Genomic DNA, 18,844 nt, shown 5'->3' with positions numbered 1-18,844 from the left:
CCGGAGGCTACCGAGGCGCGCCACACCGCGGACACATCGGCGGCCCGCCCGACGACGGGAGCGCCAGCCCGCAATGGGGGCACTCGCCGTCGGGCGCGGTCATCTCCGCCACTGCCGCCCTCGTGGTGCGCCGTACGCCCGCCAGCGTCCCCACCTCGTCGGGCACGTCCCCTCCGCCGTCACCACGGATTGCGTCGAGCGCGAACGCCGCGCGTTCGGCGACGAACGCCTCGCCGTCCGCCGCCGCCTCCAGCGCGCCCTCGGGGAGCGTCGCGTCGGCACCGGCGCGCGCGAGCAGGCCGACCGCCTCCGCCGCCCGCCCGCGAACGTGGACGCGGTCGTCGTCCAGTCGGCCGGTGAGAGCGTCCGCAGCGGAGGCGAGCCGGCCGGGGTGTTCGGTGCCGACCGCGACCAGCGCCGACACGAGGTGGTAGCGAACGCGGTCGCTCCCGTCGTCGAGATGGTCGGCGAGCGCCGCCACGTGGTGGCGGAGCCTACCCGGGTCGCCGAGCGCGACGCACTCGAGCGCCTGCGCCAGCCGCTCTCGCACCTCGGGCTCGTCGAACTCGAGGCCGACGCGGAGGTCGGCGAGCACGGCCGGCGACGCGACGCTCGGGTGGTCGAGCGCGACGTACCCGAGCGCCTCCGCACACCGCGCGCGAACGAAGTAGAACTCGTCGTCGTCCCGCAAACGGTCGGCGAGCGCGTCCGCGACCGGGCGAGCCGCGTCCGGGTTGGCGTCCGCGAGCGCCGCGAACAGCTTCGCCGCGCCCAATCGGAACGACCGCTCGTCGTCCGTGAGGAACGGCACGACCGCGGCCGCAACCCCGGCGACCGCGTCGGGCCGGTCGTCCGCGAGGTCGCGGAGCGCGTTCAACGCCTGTCGTCGCGCCGCCTCGTCCGCGTTCACGACCCGCGCGAGGCCGTCGCTCGCGGCATCGTACTCGCCGTCCCGGAGAAGCGCGCGCAGTCGGTCCGTCGCTGGCGGGTCGTCCATCGGCCGGTGACTCGTTCGTTCGCGTCCGCCGCCTTCAAGACTCGGGTTCCCGCGCTACGTCTGGCTCTGGTAGAGGAGAACGACGATGGCGACCCCGACGAACAGGTCGGGCAGGAAGCCGAACACCCCGAGTCCGGCCGCGGACTGAACCCGAACACCGAATTCTATATTTCGAAATATGGTTTATCGGGTGGTTCGAGAGCCGAGGGCTTACCGGCGGGAAACGGGAAAAACGCTGCTCTAGACTGCGGTCGAGTCGATTCCGTTGATTCGGACGAACCCGAAACCGCAGTCGGGGCAGTACCACTTCGTCTTCAGGCCGAGGTGGAGGTGCGTGGCGGCGGCGCGGTAGAACTCGCGCTCCTCGTCGCACTCCGGGCACTCGTGGTCGAGTTCGCGGGCCATACGCGGTTGCTCGAACCGTGTCGTGTTGAATCGTTCGGTCCGACCCTTCAATAGCCGGGAGCACGAGCACCCCCGTAATGTCCGAGACGCCCGACCCGCTGGACGCGTTCCGCCAGTTCGCAGCGCTCGAACGCGGCGTCCTCGTCGTGTCGGTGGCGATGTTCGCGTTCAGCCTCGCATTCCAGATGACGAGCCGGTACGTGCCCGAGTACCTCACCGTACTCGGCGCGAGCGCCGGCGTGGTCGGCCTGTACGGAAGCCTCGGCAACCTCGTGAGCGCCGTCTACCCCTATCCGGGCGGCCGGCTCTCGGACCGCGTCGGGTCGCGGCGCGCGCTCACGGTGTTCGGCGCGCTCTCCACGCTCGGCTTCCTCGTCTGGTGGGCCGCACCCGCACTCGCAACGCCCGCGCTCCCGGCGTGGCTCTGGATATTCGCCGGACTGTTCCTCACGCAGGCGTGGAAGTCGCTGGGGCTGGGCGCGACGTTCGCCATCGTGAAACAGAGCGTCACGCAGGACCGGCTCGCCACCGGGTTCGCGAGCACGGAAACCTTCCGACGTGTTGGCTTCCTCCTCGGCCCGCTGCTCGCCGCCGGTATTCTCGCCGTGAGCGTGGACTTCGCCGTGGGATTCCGGTGGGTACTCCTCGTCGCTGTGGCGTTCGCGCTGCTCGCCACGCTCGGCCAGCACTGGCTGTACGACGCCAGCCAGGACTCCCTCGGGAAGACCTTCTCGGGAATTGCGAGCGTTCGGGCCGACCTCCGCGGTCTTCCGAGCGAACTCCGCCCGCTCCTCGTCGCGGATACGCTCGTCCGCTTCGCGAACGGCATGGTGTACGTGTTCTTCGTGCTCGTCGTCACCGACCTCCGCGACCTCTCCTTCGCCGGGTTCGGTGTCATCTTGGGTCCCGCCGCGTTCTTCGGCGTTCTGCTCGCCGTCGAGATGGCTGTCGCGCTCCTCAGCATGCTCCCCGTCGCCCGGCTCGCCGACCGCGTCGGCCTCAAGCCCGTCGTCGCGCTCGGATTCGCGGTGTACGCCGTCTTCCCGGCCGTTCTGATTCTCGCACCCGCGGACCAGTGGGTGTTCGTCGCGCTGTTCGCGTTCTCCGGCCTCCGGTTCGCCGGGCTGCCCGCGCACAAGGCGCTCATCGTCGGCCCCGCCGCCCGCGACGAAGGAGGGAGTACTACGGGCGCGTACTACCTTGTGCGGAACGTCGTCGTGATTCCGAGCGCGCTCCTCGGCGGCCTGCTCTACGACCACAGTCCCGTTCTCGCGTTCACCCTCGCATCCGGTGTCGGCGTGCTCGGCGTCCTCTACTTCCTCGCCCGCGGTGAACGGTTCCACCCTGAATAAACCATATCAGACTATACAAACCTCGAAAAACAAGCCCCACCGATCCCGTATTACATCAGGGTGACAAAGGTGCTGGGGTTGAACTTGAGCTCCAACTAGACGGTAGTAGTGGGGTTCAACTCAACTCCTCGGTCTACAAACCTATCTACGGCTTCAATTCGCTATCTACGGCTTCAATTCGACCGCCGCAGACTACGACACTAACACAGAGGGGCGTATCGAGTCAGCGAGTTAGACGACGCTGAGTCGGATTGGAACAATGGAAATATAAGTAATTCGGAATATAATTAACGTTATTCGCGCGTACAACCGGACTTGTCGTAGATCCTGATCTCGTCAAATAGCCTTTATTGGGTTTATTTCAACTACAGCAAATTTTAGTACCTTCTCTTCAAAGCTGAGTACATGATCAAAATACTCTCAGAAACTCCTCAGGCACGCGTGGTCGATCTCTTGCTCTCATTAGTAGTCCTATTGACCGTGACCGATCACTTCACAACATTAAACCTCGCGACAACTAGTGAGTACATCTTTTTTCTCATCACCCCGCTCGGGTTTCTTCGACTCTATCTTGACTACCGATATCGTGAAAAACGCTCCTAAAAAACAGATTGATACTTTCCAGCACGTGTATAGTGACTTTCGCGGTGATACGTCCTACTTCAGGTATTAGTTAGGCACTTGCGGCGGTGGGTGTCGAGGTGCACTCGATTGACTCTGCTGTGGCGATGAGTGCCGCCTCTGAAATCGAACCGGTCACGCTGTACTGGTAGTCACCACATCCCCACGTGACTATCCCGATACTCCATACATCCTGGTACGCCGGTCTCCTCGTGTATCGAGACTGTCTCACCACCAGGAGTGGTCTCCATCTGGTGGTTCCGCTTCATCATTGACAGAGACGTGGTTTCGTTCACGTATTGGAGTGACGCGCTCACGTTCTCCTCGGAGCGAGTGACACCGACCTGTTCGAGGTCGTATCCCTCAAGGAACGTTTGGCTCGGGGAGCGCGAAGCTCACGTTCTGTGCGGCCGCACTCCGCGAGTCATACGTCCGGACCGACGGGAGTGTCGTCGTTTCAATGGTCGCGTCAGCTGGGGACTCGTACTCGAACGTGGTGTTCGGGACGCCCGTGTTGAACGTGAGGTTGTAGACGGTCGTCACGGTCGTCGTCTCATTCTGCAGTGACATCGGCCTCAGACAGTAACGCCTTTGGTTCTTTAGGCCACCCTAAATCACATGGCTCCGGATCCGGACGAACCCACGGACACGACGCGCAGGAGATACCTCGCCTCCGCCGGCGCGCTCGCCGGCAGCGCCCTGCTTGCGGGCTGCCAGGGCAGCGGCGATACGACGACCGCGACGACAACCGACTCGACGACCGGGGGAACGACGGACGCCGGCACCGGAACGACCGACGCGAACCAGCCGTATTCGGTGTCGATGGCACCCGTCGGCGAGGTGGGGTTCGAGGAACCACCCACGAACGTGATGGTGTACAGCCTCCTCTACGCGGACATGGCGGTCGCGTACGGCTACGGCGACGCCGTCAACTCCCTCGGATTCAGCACGAACGCCGCTGGGTCACTCCACGCCTACTACGACCAGCTCGACGGCGTCTCCTTCGACCAGGAGGGACTCACTCAGCTCAACGAGGGCGGGTCCGGTATCACCGTCGACAAGGAGGTGTTCTACGACCTCAACTCCGACCTCCACCTCATCGACCCCGCGCTCGTCGTCTCCTTCGACGGCTGGGATATCGACGACGTGGAGGAGATCCGCGACAACGTCGCGCCGTGGTTCGGGAACGTTCTCAGCCGCCGGAACACCGAACCCCCCGAAGCGTACGCCGACAGCTACGAGTACTACACGCTCTGGGAGATTTCGGAGAAGGTCGCGCAGGTGTTCCAGGCGCAGGAGCGCTACGACGCGCTCGCCGCGATTCACGACGACGTGCTCTCCACGATTCAGTCGAACCTTCCGCCGGAGTCCGAGCGGCCGACCGTCGCGTCCGTCATCTTCATCGACGGCACCTTCTACCCCTCCAAGTTCAACGCCGACGGGTTCGCACACGCCCACACTCGGCCGATGCAGGCCTCGGGCGCGTTCGCCGAGAGCGACGTGTCCTACCAGTCTTCGTACGACTACGAGCAGATGCTCGAAGTCGACCCCGATGTTATCGTCAACCGCTACAGCTACTCCTACTACGACGTCACGAGCGTTCGGCAGACGCTCGAGGAGGATGAGGTCGGTAGCCGGCTCTCCGCGGTCGAGAACGACCGCGTGTACGCCGGCGGCAACCCACTTCAGGGTCCCGTGATGAATCTCTTCCAGCTCGAGATGACGGCGAAGCAGCTCTACCCTGACGTGTTCGGCGAGTGGCCGGGCTACGACGGCGGTCCTTACCCCGAGATTCCCGAAGAAGAACAGCTGTTCGACCGGGACGAGGTTGCGGCCATCATGAACGGCGACCTCTAGTAGCCGACGCCGACGTTCTCGTGGACGTGCTCGCCCGTTTCGAGTTCGTCCACGAACGCGACCGCGAAGTCCTCCATCGTGATGTAACTCTCGCCCTCGTCGTCCGCGACGAGCTCGTCAACGTTCGTTCTGTACTCTCCTGTGCGTTCGCCGGGTTCGATCATCGCCGCGGGCGCGACGTACGTCCACGCGATGTCGTCGGCGTCGCGGAGACGTTCCAGGGCGTCGATGGCGGAGCGTGCGAGGTCCCCCCAGTCGTCCGGGAACTCCTCGGTGTCCACGAGCAGGGTGTCCGGCGCGACGTGCAGGCCGCCCGCGCCGCCCGTCCACACGAGCCGCTCGACGTCCGCGCGCCGCATTCCCGCGAGCACGGCGTCCATCATCTCGGGGAGGACGCTCGGACCCTCGCTTCCGGCGGGACCGAGCGCGGACGCGACGGCGTCGTGGCCGGCGGCGAGGCGCGCGACCTGGTCTGGGTCGGTGGCATCCCCGACGACGCTCGTGAAGTCCTCGTCCGCGATGTCGTCGACGCCGCTCCGGGAGACCCCGGTGACGGTGTGGCCGCGGTCGAGGAGTTCGCTCGCGATTCGATGACCGATGCGTCCGCTCGCGCCGAGCAGTAGTACGCGCATACCCGGATGGTTCGTCGCGCGGATGAAAGGAGTTCGCGAGTGAGCGCGCGCTGCCGGCTTTTAGGGCGTGAGCCGGTTCGGGTCGCGCGGGAACAGGATGGCTTCCTTGATGTTGTCGAGGTCGCAGACCTGCTGGACGAGCCGGTCGATGCCGAGGCCGTACCCGCCGTGGGGCGGCGTGCCGTAACTCAGCGCGTCGAGGTAGAACGCGAAGTTCGACTCGTCCACGCCCTCCGCCTGCATCATCTCACGCATCTTCTCCACGTCGTGCTGGCGCTGGCCGCCCGAGGAGAGCTCCTGGCCCTTGTAGATGAGGTCGAACTTCCGGGAGGCGATGTCGTCGCCCTCGACGTTCTGCATGTAGTAGAACTTCTCGTCGGGGTAGCCGACGACGAAGAACGCGGGATGGCCCTGGTCTTCGAAGTATTCGCCGAGCAGTTTCTCCCCCTTCGTGTCGAGGTCGGTCGGGTCGTCCGGGAAGTGCCCGAACTCGTCTTCGAGGATGTCGAGCGCCTCGTCGAACGTGATGCGCGGGAAGTCCTCCTCGGGCACCGTGAGGTCCACGTCGAGTTCGTCGAGTTCGTGTTCGGCGTGCTCCGCGACCTGTTCGAGCGCGTACCGGAGGCTTTCCTCCTGCACGTCCATCACGTCGTCGTGGTCCTCGATGTACGCGAGTTCAACGTCGAACATCGCGATTTCGGAGACGTGCCGGCTGGTCGCGAAGTCCTCCGCGCGGAACGCCGTGCCCGTCTCGTAGATCTTATCGAAGCCCGACGCCATGAGAATCTGCTTGTAGAGCTGGGGGCTCTGGGAGAGGAAGGCTTCCTCCTCGTAGTAGACGACGGGGAACAGCTCCGCGCCGCCCTCCGCGCCGCCCTTCGAGATGAGGGGGGTGTCCACGTCGACGAAGCCCTCCCGCTCGAACCAGTCCTCCATCGCGTCCATCAGCACGGACTTCAGGGTGAAGATGGCCTTCACTTCGGGCTGGCGGAGGTCGATACCGCGGTTGTCCAATCGGGTGGAGAGGTCGGCCTCGACATCCTTCGAGATCTCGAGCGGGAGCGGCGCGTCCGCCTCGTCGATGAGTTCCAGCGACTCGGGGACGAGTTCGACGCCGCCGGGCGCCTGCTCGGACTCGGTAACTTCGCCCGAGATACGGACGACGTCCTCCGCGCCGAGGTCCTCCGCCTGCTCGAACAGCTCGGGTTCGCGGTCTTCCTTGAACACGGCCTGCAGGAGGCCTTCGCGGTCGCGGACGATGACGAAGACGAGGCCGCCGAGGTCGCGGAGTTCGTGGACGTGCCCCGCGATGGCGACGGTCTCGCCGTCCATCGCCGGCGTCACGTCGCCGGTGTAGGTGCGGTCTATCATCTACAGTCGCGTAGTCTACTCGTCCACTTGACTACTGCTATCTCCGCCGGAAACTTCTATGTGGCCGGCCGCCCGAGAGTCGGGTATGAGTGACCTCGTCCTGTACTCGCTCGACGGCTGTCCGTACTGCCAGAAGGTCCACGACGCCCTCGACGAGCACGGTATCGACTACGAGACGAAGTGGGTGGAGGGCCTGCACTCGAAGCGAAACGAGGTCAAGCGCGTGAGCGGCCAGCGTGCCGTCCCCGTCCTCATCGACGACGACCGGGGCGTGACGATGGCCGAGAGCAGTAACATCGTGGAGTACGTTGAACGGACGCTCGCGCCGCGGGCGGCGGCGGAGCGATGACTGTCACCTCGTCGTGCGGTCGCTCCGCGACCGCGCGCCTGCTCGCGTCGCAGCCAACGCGTGGGAACATCGTGGAGTACGTCGAGCGAACGCTCGCATCGCGGGCGGAGGCCTAGGATGAAGATCTACACGAAGCGCGGTGACGAGGGGAAGACGGATTTGCGGGATATGTCGCGGGTGTCGAAGACGAGTCACCGCATCGAAGCCTACGGGACCGTGGACGAGGTGAATTCGCTCGTCGGGACGGTGCGGCCGACGGGCTACGAGGACGTGGACGACTGGCTGGAGACGGTGCAGAACCACCTGCACGTCGTGCAGGCGGACCTCGCGAACCCGGAACCCGAGGAGGGCAACCCGGTGGTCGAGGAGGAGCACACGGCGCAGGTCGAGGAGTACATCGACACCGCCGAGGAGGAACTGGAGCCGCTGCAGCGGTTCATCCTGCCCGGGGGAAGCGAACCAGGGGCGAAGCTTCACCACGCGCGCTCGGTGTGCCGGCGGGCGGAACGGCGTGTCGTCGCGCTCGCGGGCGAAGAGGAGATAAACGAGGACGCGGTCGCGTACCTGAACCGGCTCTCGGACGCGCTGTTCGAGTTCGCGCGCCTCGTGAACGCTCGTGAGGGCGTGCGCGAGGAGTCGCCTACGTACTGAGTCCGACTGTTTCCTTGTTCTTCACGTCGGCGTAGCCGTCGACGGTGAGTTTGAGCGAGGGCACGCCGACGAACGTGAGCGTCTGGAGCGCGAGGAACGGCCGGTCGGCGGTGGCGCCGAGGCCGCGGAGCGCTTCCTCGACCGCGCCGATGTGTTGCTCGGTCTCCGTCACGTCCCGCGTCGTGCAGAACCCGTAGAGCGGCGCGGGGAGTTCCGTGACGACCTCGTCCTCGTCGACGACGACCCAGCCGCCGCCGAGTTCGGCGAGGCGGTCCGCCGCGGTTCGCATGTCGGCGTCGTTCGTGCCGACGGCGAGCACGCCCGCGGTCTCCCACGTGATGGTGGTCGCGACCGCGCCCCTGTCCAGTCCGACGCCGGTGAGGAAGCCGACGAACCCGCCGCGGTTCGCGGGACTCCGGTCGTACAGCGCGGCCTTCAGCACGCCCCTGTCCGGGTCAGCGTGCAGTTCGTCGTCCCGTACGTCGGGCGAGACGGTGGTTTCGGAGGTGAGGAGGCCGCCCTCGTGTTCGATGGCGCGCACGTCGTCGGCGTCCGCCGGGGCCGGAACGGCGAGGAAGTCGTCGGGGAGTCGGGGCGTGGTGTCGTACGCGCGCTCGGGGTAGTCCACGGGCTGCGGGCCGACCTGGAGGTCGTGGGTGTCGACGACGACCTCGCCGCCGGCGACGACGGTGGAGACGTCCACGTCGTCGAGGGAGTCGAGGACCAAGATGTCAGCGTCCGCGCCGGGCGCGAGCGTGCCCTTCCCGTCCAGCCCGAAGTGTTTCGCGGGCGTGAGGGTCGCCATTCGGAGGGCGTCCACGGGGTCGACGCCTTCCTCGATGGCGCGCTCGACCGCGGTGTCCATCGCGCCGTCGACGAGGTCGCGCGGCCACGTGCCGTCAGTGGACAGCGAGAAGTCCGCGTCCCCGACTTCGGCGTAGGCGTCGCCGAGCGCTTGTGCGTCGTCGCGGATGGTGCCGACGCGCGCGATGCTGTGGATGCCGTTCTCGACGCGTTCGACGTGGTCGCGGCCGCTGATGGACTCGTGGTCGTCGTCCACGAGCGTGGCGAGTTCCGCGAGGGCGTCGCCTCGACAGCCGGCGGCGTGGGAGCCGACGGTGAGGCCGCGGTCGTGTGCGGCGTCGTAGAGGCTGTGAAGGGGGCTTTCGTGGCCGACGGCGTGAATCCACGCGGCTTCGCCGACGCCGACGACGCGCTCGCGGTCGAGGGTAGCGGCGAGGTCGTCTGGCGTGCAGAGCGGACTGGTGAACGTGTCGAGACACGGGCCGGGCGGAACCGTCACGTGCACCGAGACCGGGAGGTCGGCGGTCGCGTCGAGCATCGCGTCGACGGCGTCCGCGTCCGCGAGTTCGCCCCAGGACGCGAGTTCGGTGACGAGCGTGGTGCTGCCGCCGCGGAGCGCGTACTGGTAGGAGTAATCGAACGCCTGGTGGAGGTCGAGGTGGGTGTGTGCGTCCACGAACCCGGGGACGACGGCTTTCTCGCTGGCTTCGACGACCGTGGTGTCGGGGCCGATGACGCGGTCGGGGTGTTCGGTGAGCGCGGCGACGGTGTCGTCCACGACGGCGACGGCGACATCGTCGAATCGTCGGGTTTCGGGGCGGTAGACGCGGCCGCCGCGGACGACGAGGTCCGCGTGTGTGTCGCCGCGTGCGACGCGCTGCACGTCGCGTACGGGGTCCGTATCGGGCATAGGAAGGGGGTGTTCCGGCGGCGTGAAAGCGGTTGTGATAGCCGCCGGGGTGGGACAGACAACGTCGGGAGTGATGCCAACCGACGTCCAGTTTTAGGCACGCCTAACAACGACTAAAGCGTTCCGATTTAGGCTGGCCTAAATATCTGCCACAAGCGTTTTCTCCACGAGACACCTCCCCACAACTATGAACGAGAAATTCGAGGACGTCCGACACCACGTCGAACGAGCCGTCGAGGACGCCCGCGAAGGCCTCGAAGAGGAGTTCGAGGACGCGGAACGACGCGCCCGCGAACTCGTCGGCAAAGAGAAAGAACCCGAGCCCAGCCGCGTCGAAAAACTCCAGCAGAACCTCAAGGACCTCGAACAGAAAGCCGAAGGCGACGCCCGCGACGCCCTCCAGAAGGCCCGCGACCGCCTCGGCAAGTCCCGGTCCGAATAAGCAGTCTTAAGTTTTCCACCCGGCTACGAGTACATGAGGGTCGGTGGTCTAGTTCGGTTATGACGGCTCCTTCACACGGAGCAGGCCGACGGTTCAAATCCGTCCCGACCCACTTAGCGGTCTTTTGCGGACGGCTTAGTTTTGGAGTCTCCGCTCGATTTCCTGGAACGCGTCCGTTTCTCCGGTTGTGATGAATCGTACTCGTTCGCCGCTTTCGTGGTTGACGTGGAGGACGATGCGTTCGTCGGCGTCGAGTCGGTAGAGCCATGGTACGCCGGCCGCGGCCAGAATGGTGGACAGGCCGGTGCCGAGGCCGACGACGGAGAGCGGTCCGCCGCCGTTGAGGAGGACGTAGTCGGTGAATAGGTAGCCCATGAGACTGGCGATGATGGCGAACAGGTACGCGATCGACCGGAATCCCGACACGGATTTATCGCGGTCTACTCGCGTCTCGGTGACAGCCGTCTGGTCGATTGACGTGGTCTCGTCGGGTCCCTGGTAGTGGAGGGTTCCGTCCGAGTACCTCAGATCGCTGTCGGTCTCTCCGAGTAGGGCTTCGTTCTTGAATACGCCCCTAATTCGGATGGGGTCTTGTTCGGTGTCGGTTTCTTCGTCCGTATATCGGCTCACGCGTCGGGTACACCTGTTGCGAGTGCCGTCGCCCTGTCCGGTATTAAAAATATGGCTTGTCGAGCAGCGGTGTGCTGTATGGGTGGATGGCCCGATAGATTCCGACAATTTTTGTCGGTGGAGCGCGGTTGGTGTGGTATGACTAGTCGTGGGTCTTCTGGGGGGTCGCGTGCGCGGCTGCCCGAGGTCGTGCCGTTCGAGGTGTCTCGTGTGTCGCGGGAGAACTGGGAGGACGGGTCGCGCGTCGCCGACGGGAACGCGTCGTCGCTCCGGGGGCGGTGGGGGACCGTGGGGTCGTCGTGGGAGGTGTCGGTGTTCGTGGCGACTCGGGAGACGGTGCTGTTGCGGGTGCGGACGCCGGTCGGCCGCGAGCGGTTCTACGAGACGACGCAGCGGGACGTACAGGGTGCTGTGACGGCGCTCGACACGTCGTCGCGCTGGCGGCAACTGGACTAGGGTTCCGGTCGGGTTCGCCGTTACGGCTGAGCGCGAGCATGCCGCTCGCGCTCGCTCAGACCGGTGTGTGGCTGGCGCGGTAGCCGTCCGCGACTTCTTCGACATCGTCGACCGCGTAGAGCTGGATGTCGCGTTCGCGCTTGGTGCGGACGGGGAGGTCGTAGTTCGACGCGGTGTACGCGAGGTCGTCGTCGGTCCGTTCGACGTACGCGCGGTGGGCGTCGAGGCGTTCGCGCGCCACGGTTCGGGAGCGCTCTGGTATCCCGTCGATGGTGTCCGCGAACCGGTCGACGAGCGACGCGTCGAGTTCGTACCCGACGGAGTTCCGGGCGGCGCACATCGCGGCGGTCGTGGTGGTGCCGGTCCCCCAGAACGGGTCGAGGACGAGGTCGCCGTGCGTGGAGTACATGTTCACGAGTCGGTAGGGGAGTTCGAACGGGAACGCGGCGGAGCGCTCGCGGTCGGCGTTCTCGACCGCCTGGAGTTCACCCGTGATGTCCGTCCAGAGGTCGCTGAACCACTCGTTGCGTTCCTCCCAGAAGTACGCGGACGCGTAGCGGTCGTCGTCCATCGGTTCGAACCCGCGCTTCCCGCCCTTCCGGAAGACGAGGACGTACTCGTGTTCGAGCGTGACGTACGCGTTCGGCGGGAGCATTCCGCTCCCCATGAACTTCGCGGCGCTGTTCGTGGGTTTCCGCCAGACGATTTCGGGGAGCGGACTGAGGCCTCGCTCCGTGAGCGCGTTCGTGATTCGTGAGTGGTTCGGGTACACGCGGAACTCGTCGAGCGTTCGGGTGGCGTCCCCGACGTTCACGCACGCGATACCGCCGTCGGCGAGCACGCGCGCGACCTCGTCCCAGACGGCGTCCAGCTGGGCGTGCATTCTGTCGAACGCCGTGTCGCCGTCCCCCTCGTCGAGCGCATCGCCTACTGCGGGGTCGGCGTCGCGGAAGAGGTCGTCCCACATCTCTATCATGGGGTACGGGGGTGAGGTGACGACGAGGTCCACCGAGCCGTCCGGGAGGGCGGCCATGTCGCGGGCGTCCGCGGCGAGCGTGCGGTGGGTGGTCTGCATTCGTTCTCGTCCTCGATGGCCGTCCCTATGGTGTTTTCCTCTCCGCCAGCCCCGCGAGCTGGAGGGCGCGGAGGACGCCGAGGTAGAGCGCGCACGCGGCGATGACGAGGATGCCGAGGAGGGAGACGAGCGCGGAGAGCGGGACGAACCGCGCCTCGAACCGGTAGTACCCGAGGTTCCCCGCGGCGACCGCGACGATGGCCGCGACCGCGGCGACGGTGATGAGGGAGATCCCGGAGAGCACGACGGCGGCGATCCACGGGTGGACGAACCGGTTGAGGAACGCGCGAACCGAGCCGAGCGTGGACATATCCCGGCGTACGCGGGCGGGGGAGAAGTGTGGTGTGGTTTCGCGGACGGGACAACGCGCCTAAGTGGCGGCGCGCCGCATCGCCGGTATGGACTCGCGGCTCTCCCGGGAGAATGCGCTCTTCCACCGGGTGTGCGACCGCCTCGTGGACGCGTCCGGCCGGACCGACCACGAAAAAGGCGTCTGTGTGGCGGTCGCGGGTGTCGACGGCGTGTCGTACGCGTGGCTCGGCACGCGGCGGATGACCGAGACTGTCGAACCGCGGGCGGCCGCGCCGCGGAACGACGGGTTCGAGCGCGTGCCGGAACCCACGGTCGGCGGTGACGGCCCGGTCGGGCGCGCGCTCGCCGACCGCGAACCCGCTGTCGCGCCCGCCGCCGCTATCGCCGACGCGGAGCGCCGTGAGGCCGCGGAAGCCGATGGAGTCGAGCGTATTGCGGCGGTTCCGCTCCTGTGGAGCGACGCGCTCTACGGTGTTCTCGTCGCGCACGCACGCGGCGAGGGCGCGCTCTCTCCGGAGTTCGTGGCGGTGCTGGCGGATGTCGGCGCGCTCGTTGGCGCGGCGCTCGCCGCGTCGGAACGCCGCCGCCGCCTCCACGCGGGCCGCCTCGTGGAGCTCGACCTCCGCGTCACCGACGCGGGGAGTTTCCCGTACGACGCGACGCGCGAACTCGACTGTCGTGCGACGATGCTCGGGTACACGGACGACGACGGCGCGTTCACGGTGACGTTCGGCGTCACCGGGCCGGACGCGACCGCTGAACGCGTTCGAGCGGTGACGGACGACGCGGGCCTGCGCGTGTCCGAACCCGCGTCCGGCGGTGTGGTGGCGGAGACGACGCGTCCCGCCGGATCGGTGCTCGGCGCGCTCGCCGACGTGGGTGCGACGCTCGCTGACGGGAGTGTCGAGAACGGCACCGCCAGCCTCACGGCCCGCCTCGCGCCCGGCGCGACCATCCCCGCGGTCGTGGACCGCCTCGACGCCATCGCCGCCACCGTCTCCATCGCGTCGAAGCGCGAAATCGACCGCGGGGAGGCGACCACCGAAGGAGCGCTCGACGCGCTCACCGACCGCCAGCGCACGATTCTCACCACCGCCTACGAGAACGGCTACTTCGAGTGGCCGCGCGACGCGACCGGTGACGACCTCGCGGCCGACCTCGACATCGCGCCCGCGACCTTCCACCAGCACCTCCGCGCCGCCCACCGCAACCTCCTCGACGAACTCCTCGCCGAGTAGCCAGCACGACCGCTCACGACGTTCTCGACTGCTCGACGCTCCATGAGACTGGCATCCATGCTGGTCACGCACGACGCAACAAAAAACGGACTCGAAAGTCCAGCCAACCATCGTGCGGTCGGGTGGGGATCTGCAACGGGTAAACGGTCGCCGGAGGCGACCGTTTAGGGGTTGCTAGAGCAGGTCTTCGATGTGGTCGACGACTTCGTCGGGGGTATCTCCCACAGGAACGCCGGCGTCGTTGAGGGCGTTGATTTTGGACTCCGCGGTACCCGTACCGGAGCCGGAGACGATCGCGCCGGCGTGGCCCATGCGTTTTCCGGGGGGTGCGGTGCGGCCGGCGATGAAGCCAGCGACGGGCGTGTCCATGTTCTCAGCGATGTAGGCGGCGGCGTCCTCCTCGTCCTCGCCGCCGATTTCGCCGCACATCACGACGGCGTCGGTGTCGGGGTCGTTCTCGAACGCTTCGAGGGCGTCGATGAAGTCCGTGCCGATGATGGGGTCGCCGCCGATGCCGATGGCGGTGGTCTGGCCGATGCCACGGCTGGTGAGAGTGTCGACGACCTGGTAGGTGAGGGTGCCGGAGCGGGAGACGAGGCCGACGTTCCCGGACTCGAAGATGTTGCCGGGGAGGATGCCGAGCTTCGTCTCGCCGGGCGTGATGATGCCGGGGCAGTTCGGGCCCTGGAGGCGCGTGTCGACCTCGCTGAGGCGCTTGTTCACTTTCGCCATGTCCTGCGTCGGGATGCCTTCCGTGATGGCGACGACGAGGTCGAGGCTCGTGTCGAGCGCCTCGAAGATGGCGTCCGCGGCGAACGCGGGCGGAACGAACACGACTGACGCGTCGGCGTCCTCGGCTTCGACGGCTTCGTCCACGGTGTCGTAGACGGGGACGCCGGCGACTTCCTGCCCACCCTTCCCGGGCGAGGTGCCGGCGACGACGTTCGTCCCGTATTCGAGCATCTGTTCGGTGTGGAACTTGCCTTCGCCGCCCGTGATACCCTGTACCACGACGCGGGTGTCTTCGTCAACTAGGATACTCATTGGTCTTCCTCCGCGTATTCGACGGCGCGCTGCACGGCGCCTTCGAGGGTTTCTTCGACGGTGACGAGTTCGTCGTTCAGGATTTCGCGGCCCTCCGCGGCGTTCGTGCCGGCGAGCCGGACGACGACGCGCTTCGGAATCTCGTCGAACTGTTCGAGGGCTTCGTTGATGCCCTTCGCGACTTCGTCACCGCGCGTGATACCACCGAAGATGTTGAACACGACGCTGTCGACGTTCTCGTCGCTGAACACCATGTCGAGGGCGTTCGTGACGCGTTCGGCTTTCGCGCCGCCGCCGATGTCGAGGAAGTTCGCGGGCTTCCCACCGTAGTAGTCAACGAGGTCGAGCGTGGTCATCACGAGACCCGCGCCGTTCCCGATGATGCCGACGTTACCGTCCAGGCGGACGTAGTCGAAGCCGTACTCGTTGGCCTTGGCTTCGAGTTCGTCCTCTGCGGCTTCGTCCTCCATCTCCGCGAGGTCGGGGTGGCGGAAGAGCGCGTCCTCGTCGATGTTGAGGACGGCGTCCGCGGCGACGACGTCGTCGTCGCTCGTGACCATCAGCGGGTTGATCTCTGCGTCCGCGGCGTCCTTCGACGCCCAGAGGTCGTAGAGCGTCGTGAGGATGCTCGCCACGTCGCGCGCGACGGCCTTGTCGACGCCGGCGTCGTAGACGACCTTCCGCGCCTGATAGGGATGCATGCCGAACGCGGGGTCGATGTGTTCGCGGGCGATGGCGTCGGGGTCCTCCTCGGCGACTTCCTCGATGTTGACGCCGCCCTTCGTCGACACCATCGCGACGGGCTTGCCCTCGCCGCGGTCCATCGTCACGCCGACGTAGAGCTCGTTCGTGAAGTCGACTGCCTCCTCGACGAGCACTTTCTCGACGGTGTAGCCCTTGAGGTCCATCCCGAGGATGTCCTCGGCGGCCTCCCGGGCTTCCGTCTCGTCCTCGGCGAGCTTGATACCGCCGGCTTTCCCCCGGCCGCCGACGTGGACCTGCGCCTTCACCGCGACAGGATACCCGAGTCGCTCCGCGATGGAGACGACGTCGTCGACGGTGGACGCGACTTCCGACCCCGGCGTCGGGATGCCGGCGTCGGCGAACACGTCCTTCGCCTGATATTCGTGAAGCCTCATGTGCGTTCGTTACTCCCGCCGGGCGTCGCTTAAAGCCGTCCATTTGTGCAAGCGTACCACCCCGGGAACGACGAACACTTATCCGGGTTCGCGGCGACTCTCGGGTGTATGCGCGCAGTCAGATTCCACGAGACGGGCGGGTCGGACGTGCTTCGAGTGGAGGACGTGGCGACGCCGACACCCGGCCCGGACGAGGTGCTGGTGCGGGTGGAGGCCGCGGGCGTGAACCCCGTGGACACGTACAGTCGCCGGGGGAAGCGCGAGCCGCCGGCGTTCCCGATGACGCCGGGCGCGGACCTCGCGGGCGTCGTCGAGGCGGTCGGCGCGAACGTCACCGAGTTCAGCGAGGGCGACCGCGTGTTTGGCACGGGACTCGGACGCACGCAGCAGGGGACGTACGCGGAGTACGCGGTCGCGCGTCCGGGCCAGCTCGCGGGCCTGCCGGACGGCGTTTCGTACGCTGAGGGCGCGGCGGTCGCGCTCGTCGGCGTGACGGCGTGGCGCGCGCTCGTCGACCACGCGGGGCTCGACCCCGCGGAGACCTGCCTGGTTCACGGCGGTAGCGGCGGCGTCGGACACGTCGCGGTCCAGATAGCGGACGCGGCGGGCGCGACCGTCGTCACCACCGCGAACGAGGAGTACGGCCACTCACTCCCCGAACTCGGCGCTGACGTGGTGCTTGACTACGCCCGTGCGGACCTCGCGGACGCGGTGGTGGAGGCGGGGCGGCCGGACGTGATTCTCGACCACCGGCTCGACGAGTACCTCGACCTCGACGCCGCGGTCGCCGCGCAGGGCGCGCGCGTCGTCGGCATCGGCAACACCGCGCCCGAGGCGGGGTTCGCGGACGTGACGGCGGCGCGCCGCGCGGAACTCACCGTGTCGCTGATGAGCATGTTCAACACGCCCGACCTCTCCGCGGTTCTCGCCCGGCTCGCTCGCCTGCTGTCGGCCGGCCAGCTCGCCCCCGAGGTCTCGCGGACGTACGACCTCGACGAGGCCGATGCCGCGCAGCACGCCGTTCTGCACGACTCCGTCTTCGGGAAGCTCGTCATCACGCCGTAAGTGTTTGATTCGGAGGTAATCGGCTGTGTTCGGGCTGTTTCCCGACCGATCTTCTATGGGTTTAAGTAGTCGGGTTGTCGATTGTCGTGGTACGCTATGGCAGAACGAGAGACCTGGGAGACCCGTCTCGGGTTCATCCTCGCGGCGGTCGGGAGCGCAGTCGGCCTCGGGAACATCTGGGGGTTTCCCTTTCAGGCCGGACAGAACGGCGGCGCGGCGTTCCTCGTCGTCTACCTCGCCGTCGTCTTCCTCATCGGCTTCCCCGCGATACTCATGGAGTTCGTTGTCGGGCGGCGAAGCAGGCGAAACCCGATAGACGCATTCCGCGAACTCGGTCACGGCGCGTGGGCTATCGCGGGAATCGTCGGAACGTTCACCGCGTTCTGGGTTCTCTCCTTCTACAGCGTCATCGGCGGCTGGGTGCTCCGCTACCTCGGCGGAAGCGTCACCGGCGCGTACTTCGGTGACGCCACTGCGTACTTCAACGCAATCTCGACCGGCCCCGAAGCGGTCGCGCTGCACGCTGTGTTCATGCTGCTCGTCGTCGGAATCGTCGCGTTCGGCGTCGAGGACGGCATTGAGCGCTCCGCGAAGGTGATGGTTCCCAGCATCGTCGTCCTCCTGTTCGGCCTCGGTATCTGGGCGTCGACGCTCTCGAACGCGGGCGCGGGCTACGACTACTACCTCTCCCCGAACGTCGACGTCATCGTCGACAACATCGCGTCCATCCTCCCCTCGGCGGTCGGTCAGGCGTTCTTCACGCTCTCGCTCGGAATGGGCGCGATGATCGCGTACTCCTCCTACCTCGGCCGCGACGACAGCCTCCCCCGCGACGGCGGTATCATCGTCATCTTCAACACGCTCGTCGGACTGCTCGCCGGGTTCGTCGTCTTCCCGATCCTGTTCAACCTCGGCATCGACCCCGGGAGGGGCGGCTCCGGAACGGCGTTCAAGACGCTCGGCGGCGCGTTCGGACAGATTCCCTCCGGGAAACTCGTCGGCATCGTGTTCTTCTTCGTCCTCCTGCTCGCCGCGCTGTCGAGCGCCATCAGCCTCCTCGAAGTCGTCACGTCGTTCGCGGTGGAGAACACGTCCTACAGCCGCCCCGCGGTCGCGGTCGGCGTCGGCACGCTCGTCTTCCTGCTCGGCGTCCCGTCCGCGCTCTACTCGGATTACCTCACGTGGTTCAACCTCCTCGCGTACGACCTGTTCCTCCCGGCCGCCGTCCTCCTGCTCGCGCTGTTCCTCGGCTGGGTGTACCCCCACGGCGCGGTCGACGAACTCAGACAGGGCACGGCCGTGAGCGCGACGTTCAGCACGGTCTGGCTGTGGTTCGTCCGAATCGTCATTCCGGCCGGCATCCTCCTGACGCTCGTTCTCGGCGTTCAGGAGCTCCTCGTGCAGGCCGGAGTCCTCGAATCCGCGATACTTCTCTCCTGACACCGACTTCGGTGTGACTTCCTGCCAAGGTCGGAACGCCTTTTTGACTGCTGG

The 18,844-nt window shown here is 66.7% G+C and carries 20 protein-coding genes and 1 tRNA gene; 10 read left to right on the top strand and 11 right to left on the bottom strand.

What is annotated here, in order from left to right; translation table 11 throughout:
- Nucleotides 1-7: 7 nt before the first annotated feature.
- A complete protein-coding gene (locus U3A55_RS07795; RefSeq protein WP_330990922.1) occupies nucleotides 8-997 on the bottom strand; it encodes a HEAT repeat domain-containing protein in 990 nt (329 codons plus the stop codon).
- A 240-nt stretch (nucleotides 998-1,237) separates the two neighbouring features.
- Entirely contained in the window at nucleotides 1,238-1,402 is a 165-nt protein-coding gene (locus tag U3A55_RS07790) for a DUF7838 family putative zinc beta-ribbon protein (RefSeq protein ID WP_330990921.1), read from the bottom strand.
- A gap of 77 nt (nucleotides 1,403-1,479) precedes the next feature.
- Here U3A55_RS07790 and U3A55_RS07785 point away from each other — a divergent pair, with 77 nt between their 5' ends.
- Nucleotides 1,480-2,754 carry an MFS transporter gene (locus U3A55_RS07785; RefSeq protein ID WP_330990920.1) on the top strand — a complete coding sequence of 425 codons (1,275 nt, stop codon included), beginning with the start codon at nucleotides 1,480-1,482 and terminating at the stop codon, nucleotides 2,752-2,754.
- 984 nt (nucleotides 2,755-3,738) lie between these two features.
- Here U3A55_RS07785 and U3A55_RS07780 read toward each other — a convergent pair.
- Complete coding sequence (locus U3A55_RS07780; RefSeq protein ID WP_330990919.1) at nucleotides 3,739-3,945, bottom strand: hypothetical protein; 207 nt, start codon at nucleotides 3,943-3,945, stop codon at nucleotides 3,739-3,741.
- A 48-nt stretch (nucleotides 3,946-3,993) separates the two neighbouring features.
- Between U3A55_RS07780 and U3A55_RS07775 the strand changes: the two genes are divergently transcribed.
- Nucleotides 3,994-5,232 carry an ABC transporter substrate-binding protein gene (locus tag U3A55_RS07775; RefSeq protein WP_330990918.1) on the top strand — a complete coding sequence of 413 codons (1,239 nt, stop codon included), beginning with the start codon at nucleotides 3,994-3,996 and terminating at the stop codon, nucleotides 5,230-5,232.
- On the opposite strand, the gene U3A55_RS07770 is transcribed toward U3A55_RS07775, so the two are convergent.
- Nucleotides 5,229-5,864, bottom strand: a complete 636-nt coding sequence (locus U3A55_RS07770) for an NAD(P)-dependent oxidoreductase (protein WP_330990917.1) — start codon at nucleotides 5,862-5,864, stop codon at nucleotides 5,229-5,231. The genes U3A55_RS07775 and U3A55_RS07770 overlap by 4 nt on opposite strands.
- 60 nt (nucleotides 5,865-5,924) lie before the next feature.
- Nucleotides 5,925-7,235, bottom strand: coding sequence for an aspartate--tRNA(Asn) ligase (gene aspS / locus U3A55_RS07765; protein ID WP_330990916.1), 1,311 nt, complete (start codon nucleotides 7,233-7,235; stop codon nucleotides 5,925-5,927).
- Between the two features lie 85 nt (nucleotides 7,236-7,320).
- Here aspS and U3A55_RS07760 point away from each other — a divergent pair, with 85 nt between their 5' ends.
- Nucleotides 7,321-7,584: a glutaredoxin family protein gene (locus tag U3A55_RS07760; RefSeq protein WP_330990915.1), complete on the top strand. Its 264-nt coding sequence runs from the start codon at nucleotides 7,321-7,323 to the stop codon at nucleotides 7,582-7,584.
- A gap of 117 nt (nucleotides 7,585-7,701) precedes the next feature.
- Complete coding sequence (locus U3A55_RS07755) at nucleotides 7,702-8,235, top strand: cob(I)yrinic acid a,c-diamide adenosyltransferase (RefSeq protein WP_330990914.1); 534 nt, start codon at nucleotides 7,702-7,704, stop codon at nucleotides 8,233-8,235.
- On the opposite strand, the gene U3A55_RS07750 is transcribed toward U3A55_RS07755, so the two are convergent.
- Entirely contained in the window at nucleotides 8,225-9,949 is a 1,725-nt protein-coding gene (locus tag U3A55_RS07750; RefSeq protein WP_330990913.1) for an adenine deaminase C-terminal domain-containing protein, read from the bottom strand. The genes U3A55_RS07755 and U3A55_RS07750 overlap by 11 nt on opposite strands.
- 187 nt (nucleotides 9,950-10,136) lie before the next feature.
- On the opposite strand from U3A55_RS07750, the gene U3A55_RS07745 reads away from it, so the two are divergent.
- Entirely contained in the window at nucleotides 10,137-10,391 is a 255-nt protein-coding gene (locus U3A55_RS07745) for a DUF7553 family protein (RefSeq protein WP_330990912.1), read from the top strand.
- Nucleotides 10,392-10,428: 37 nt separating this feature from the next.
- Nucleotides 10,429-10,503 (top strand) — tRNA-Val (locus tag U3A55_RS07740).
- A 23-nt stretch (nucleotides 10,504-10,526) separates the two neighbouring features.
- Here the strand turns inward: U3A55_RS07740 and U3A55_RS07735 are convergent.
- The gene (locus U3A55_RS07735; protein ID WP_330990911.1) at nucleotides 10,527-11,021 is read right to left on the bottom strand and encodes a hypothetical protein; all 495 of its coding nucleotides are present in this window, start codon (nucleotides 11,019-11,021) and stop codon (nucleotides 10,527-10,529) included.
- A gap of 138 nt (nucleotides 11,022-11,159) precedes the next feature.
- Between U3A55_RS07735 and U3A55_RS07730 the strand changes: the two genes are divergently transcribed.
- Entirely contained in the window at nucleotides 11,160-11,477 is a 318-nt protein-coding gene (locus U3A55_RS07730; RefSeq protein WP_330990910.1) for a hypothetical protein, read from the top strand.
- Between the two features lie 55 nt (nucleotides 11,478-11,532).
- Here U3A55_RS07730 and U3A55_RS07725 read toward each other — a convergent pair whose 3' ends face one another.
- Both U3A55_RS07725 and U3A55_RS07720 read right to left on the bottom strand, forming a co-directional pair.
- A complete protein-coding gene (locus U3A55_RS07725; protein WP_330990909.1) occupies nucleotides 11,533-12,552 on the bottom strand; it encodes a DNA-methyltransferase in 1,020 nt (339 codons plus the stop codon).
- Between the two features lie 25 nt (nucleotides 12,553-12,577).
- A complete protein-coding gene (locus U3A55_RS07720; protein WP_330990908.1) occupies nucleotides 12,578-12,862 on the bottom strand; it encodes a hypothetical protein in 285 nt (94 codons plus the stop codon).
- A gap of 88 nt (nucleotides 12,863-12,950) precedes the next feature.
- On the opposite strand from U3A55_RS07720, the gene U3A55_RS07715 reads away from it, so the two are divergent.
- Entirely contained in the window at nucleotides 12,951-14,102 is a 1,152-nt protein-coding gene (locus U3A55_RS07715; protein WP_330990907.1) for a helix-turn-helix domain-containing protein, read from the top strand.
- Nucleotides 14,103-14,276: 174 nt separating this feature from the next.
- Here the strand turns inward: U3A55_RS07715 and sucD are convergent, their stop codons facing one another.
- Both sucD and sucC read right to left on the bottom strand, forming a co-directional pair.
- Nucleotides 14,277-15,146: a succinate--CoA ligase subunit alpha gene (sucD, locus tag U3A55_RS07710; protein ID WP_330990906.1), complete on the bottom strand. Its 870-nt coding sequence runs from the start codon at nucleotides 15,144-15,146 to the stop codon at nucleotides 14,277-14,279.
- Nucleotides 15,143-16,285, bottom strand: coding sequence for an ADP-forming succinate--CoA ligase subunit beta (sucC, locus tag U3A55_RS07705; protein WP_330990905.1), 1,143 nt, complete (start codon nucleotides 16,283-16,285; stop codon nucleotides 15,143-15,145). Before sucC ends, sucD begins: the two co-directional genes overlap by 4 nt.
- Before the next feature lie 108 nt (nucleotides 16,286-16,393).
- Here sucC and U3A55_RS07700 point away from each other — a divergent pair, with 108 nt between their 5' ends.
- Together U3A55_RS07700 and U3A55_RS07695 are read left to right on the top strand one after the other, a co-directional pair.
- Nucleotides 16,394-17,350, top strand: a complete 957-nt coding sequence (locus U3A55_RS07700; protein WP_330990904.1) for an NADPH:quinone reductase — start codon at nucleotides 16,394-16,396, stop codon at nucleotides 17,348-17,350.
- Nucleotides 17,351-17,446: 96 nt separating this feature from the next.
- Nucleotides 17,447-18,790, top strand: coding sequence for a sodium-dependent transporter (locus U3A55_RS07695; RefSeq protein WP_330990903.1), 1,344 nt, complete (start codon nucleotides 17,447-17,449; stop codon nucleotides 18,788-18,790).
- Nucleotides 18,791-18,844 lie beyond the last annotated feature (54 nt).

The sequence above is a fragment of the Salarchaeum sp. III genome (assembly GCF_036418315.1).
In the GTDB taxonomy this organism is placed as follows: Archaea; Halobacteriota; Halobacteria; order Halobacteriales; family Halobacteriaceae; genus Salarchaeum.
The sequence above is the reverse complement of the archived record's forward strand: the minus strand, read 5'-3'. Positions and strand labels throughout refer to the sequence as shown.

What these genes read in the sequence shown, in the direction of transcription:
- U3A55_RS07795 (WP_330990922.1), bottom strand. Translation starts at nt 997, where the DNA reads ATGGACGACCCGCCAGCGACGGACCGACTGCGCGCGCTTCTCCGGGAC.
- U3A55_RS07790 (WP_330990921.1), bottom strand. Translation starts at nt 1,402, where the DNA reads ATGGCCCGCGAACTCGACCACGAGTGCCCGGAGTGCGACGAGGAGCGC.
- U3A55_RS07785 (WP_330990920.1), top strand. Translation starts at nt 1,480, where the DNA reads ATGTCCGAGACGCCCGACCCGCTGGACGCGTTCCGCCAGTTCGCAGCG.
- U3A55_RS07780 (WP_330990919.1), bottom strand. Translation starts at nt 3,945, where the DNA reads ATGTCACTGCAGAATGAGACGACGACCGTGACGACCGTCTACAACCTC.
- U3A55_RS07775 (WP_330990918.1), top strand. Translation starts at nt 3,994, where the DNA reads ATGGCTCCGGATCCGGACGAACCCACGGACACGACGCGCAGGAGATAC.
- U3A55_RS07770 (WP_330990917.1), bottom strand. Translation starts at nt 5,864, where the DNA reads ATGCGCGTACTACTGCTCGGCGCGAGCGGACGCATCGGTCATCGAATC.
- aspS (WP_330990916.1), bottom strand. Translation starts at nt 7,235, where the DNA reads ATGATAGACCGCACCTACACCGGCGACGTGACGCCGGCGATGGACGGC.
- U3A55_RS07760 (WP_330990915.1), top strand. Translation starts at nt 7,321, where the DNA reads ATGAGTGACCTCGTCCTGTACTCGCTCGACGGCTGTCCGTACTGCCAG.
- U3A55_RS07755 (WP_330990914.1), top strand. Translation starts at nt 7,702, where the DNA reads ATGAAGATCTACACGAAGCGCGGTGACGAGGGGAAGACGGATTTGCGG.
- U3A55_RS07750 (WP_330990913.1), bottom strand. Translation starts at nt 9,949, where the DNA reads ATGCCCGATACGGACCCCGTACGCGACGTGCAGCGCGTCGCACGCGGC.
- U3A55_RS07745 (WP_330990912.1), top strand. Translation starts at nt 10,137, where the DNA reads ATGAACGAGAAATTCGAGGACGTCCGACACCACGTCGAACGAGCCGTC.
- U3A55_RS07730 (WP_330990910.1), top strand. Translation starts at nt 11,160, where the DNA reads ATGACTAGTCGTGGGTCTTCTGGGGGGTCGCGTGCGCGGCTGCCCGAG.
- U3A55_RS07725 (WP_330990909.1), bottom strand. Translation starts at nt 12,552, where the DNA reads ATGCAGACCACCCACCGCACGCTCGCCGCGGACGCCCGCGACATGGCC.
- U3A55_RS07720 (WP_330990908.1), bottom strand. Translation starts at nt 12,862, where the DNA reads ATGTCCACGCTCGGCTCGGTTCGCGCGTTCCTCAACCGGTTCGTCCAC.
- U3A55_RS07715 (WP_330990907.1), top strand. Translation starts at nt 12,951, where the DNA reads ATGGACTCGCGGCTCTCCCGGGAGAATGCGCTCTTCCACCGGGTGTGC.
- sucD (WP_330990906.1), bottom strand. Translation starts at nt 15,146, where the DNA reads ATGAGTATCCTAGTTGACGAAGACACCCGCGTCGTGGTACAGGGTATC.
- sucC (WP_330990905.1), bottom strand. Translation starts at nt 16,285, where the DNA reads ATGAGGCTTCACGAATATCAGGCGAAGGACGTGTTCGCCGACGCCGGC.
- U3A55_RS07700 (WP_330990904.1), top strand. Translation starts at nt 16,394, where the DNA reads ATGCGCGCAGTCAGATTCCACGAGACGGGCGGGTCGGACGTGCTTCGA.
- U3A55_RS07695 (WP_330990903.1), top strand. Translation starts at nt 17,447, where the DNA reads ATGGCAGAACGAGAGACCTGGGAGACCCGTCTCGGGTTCATCCTCGCG.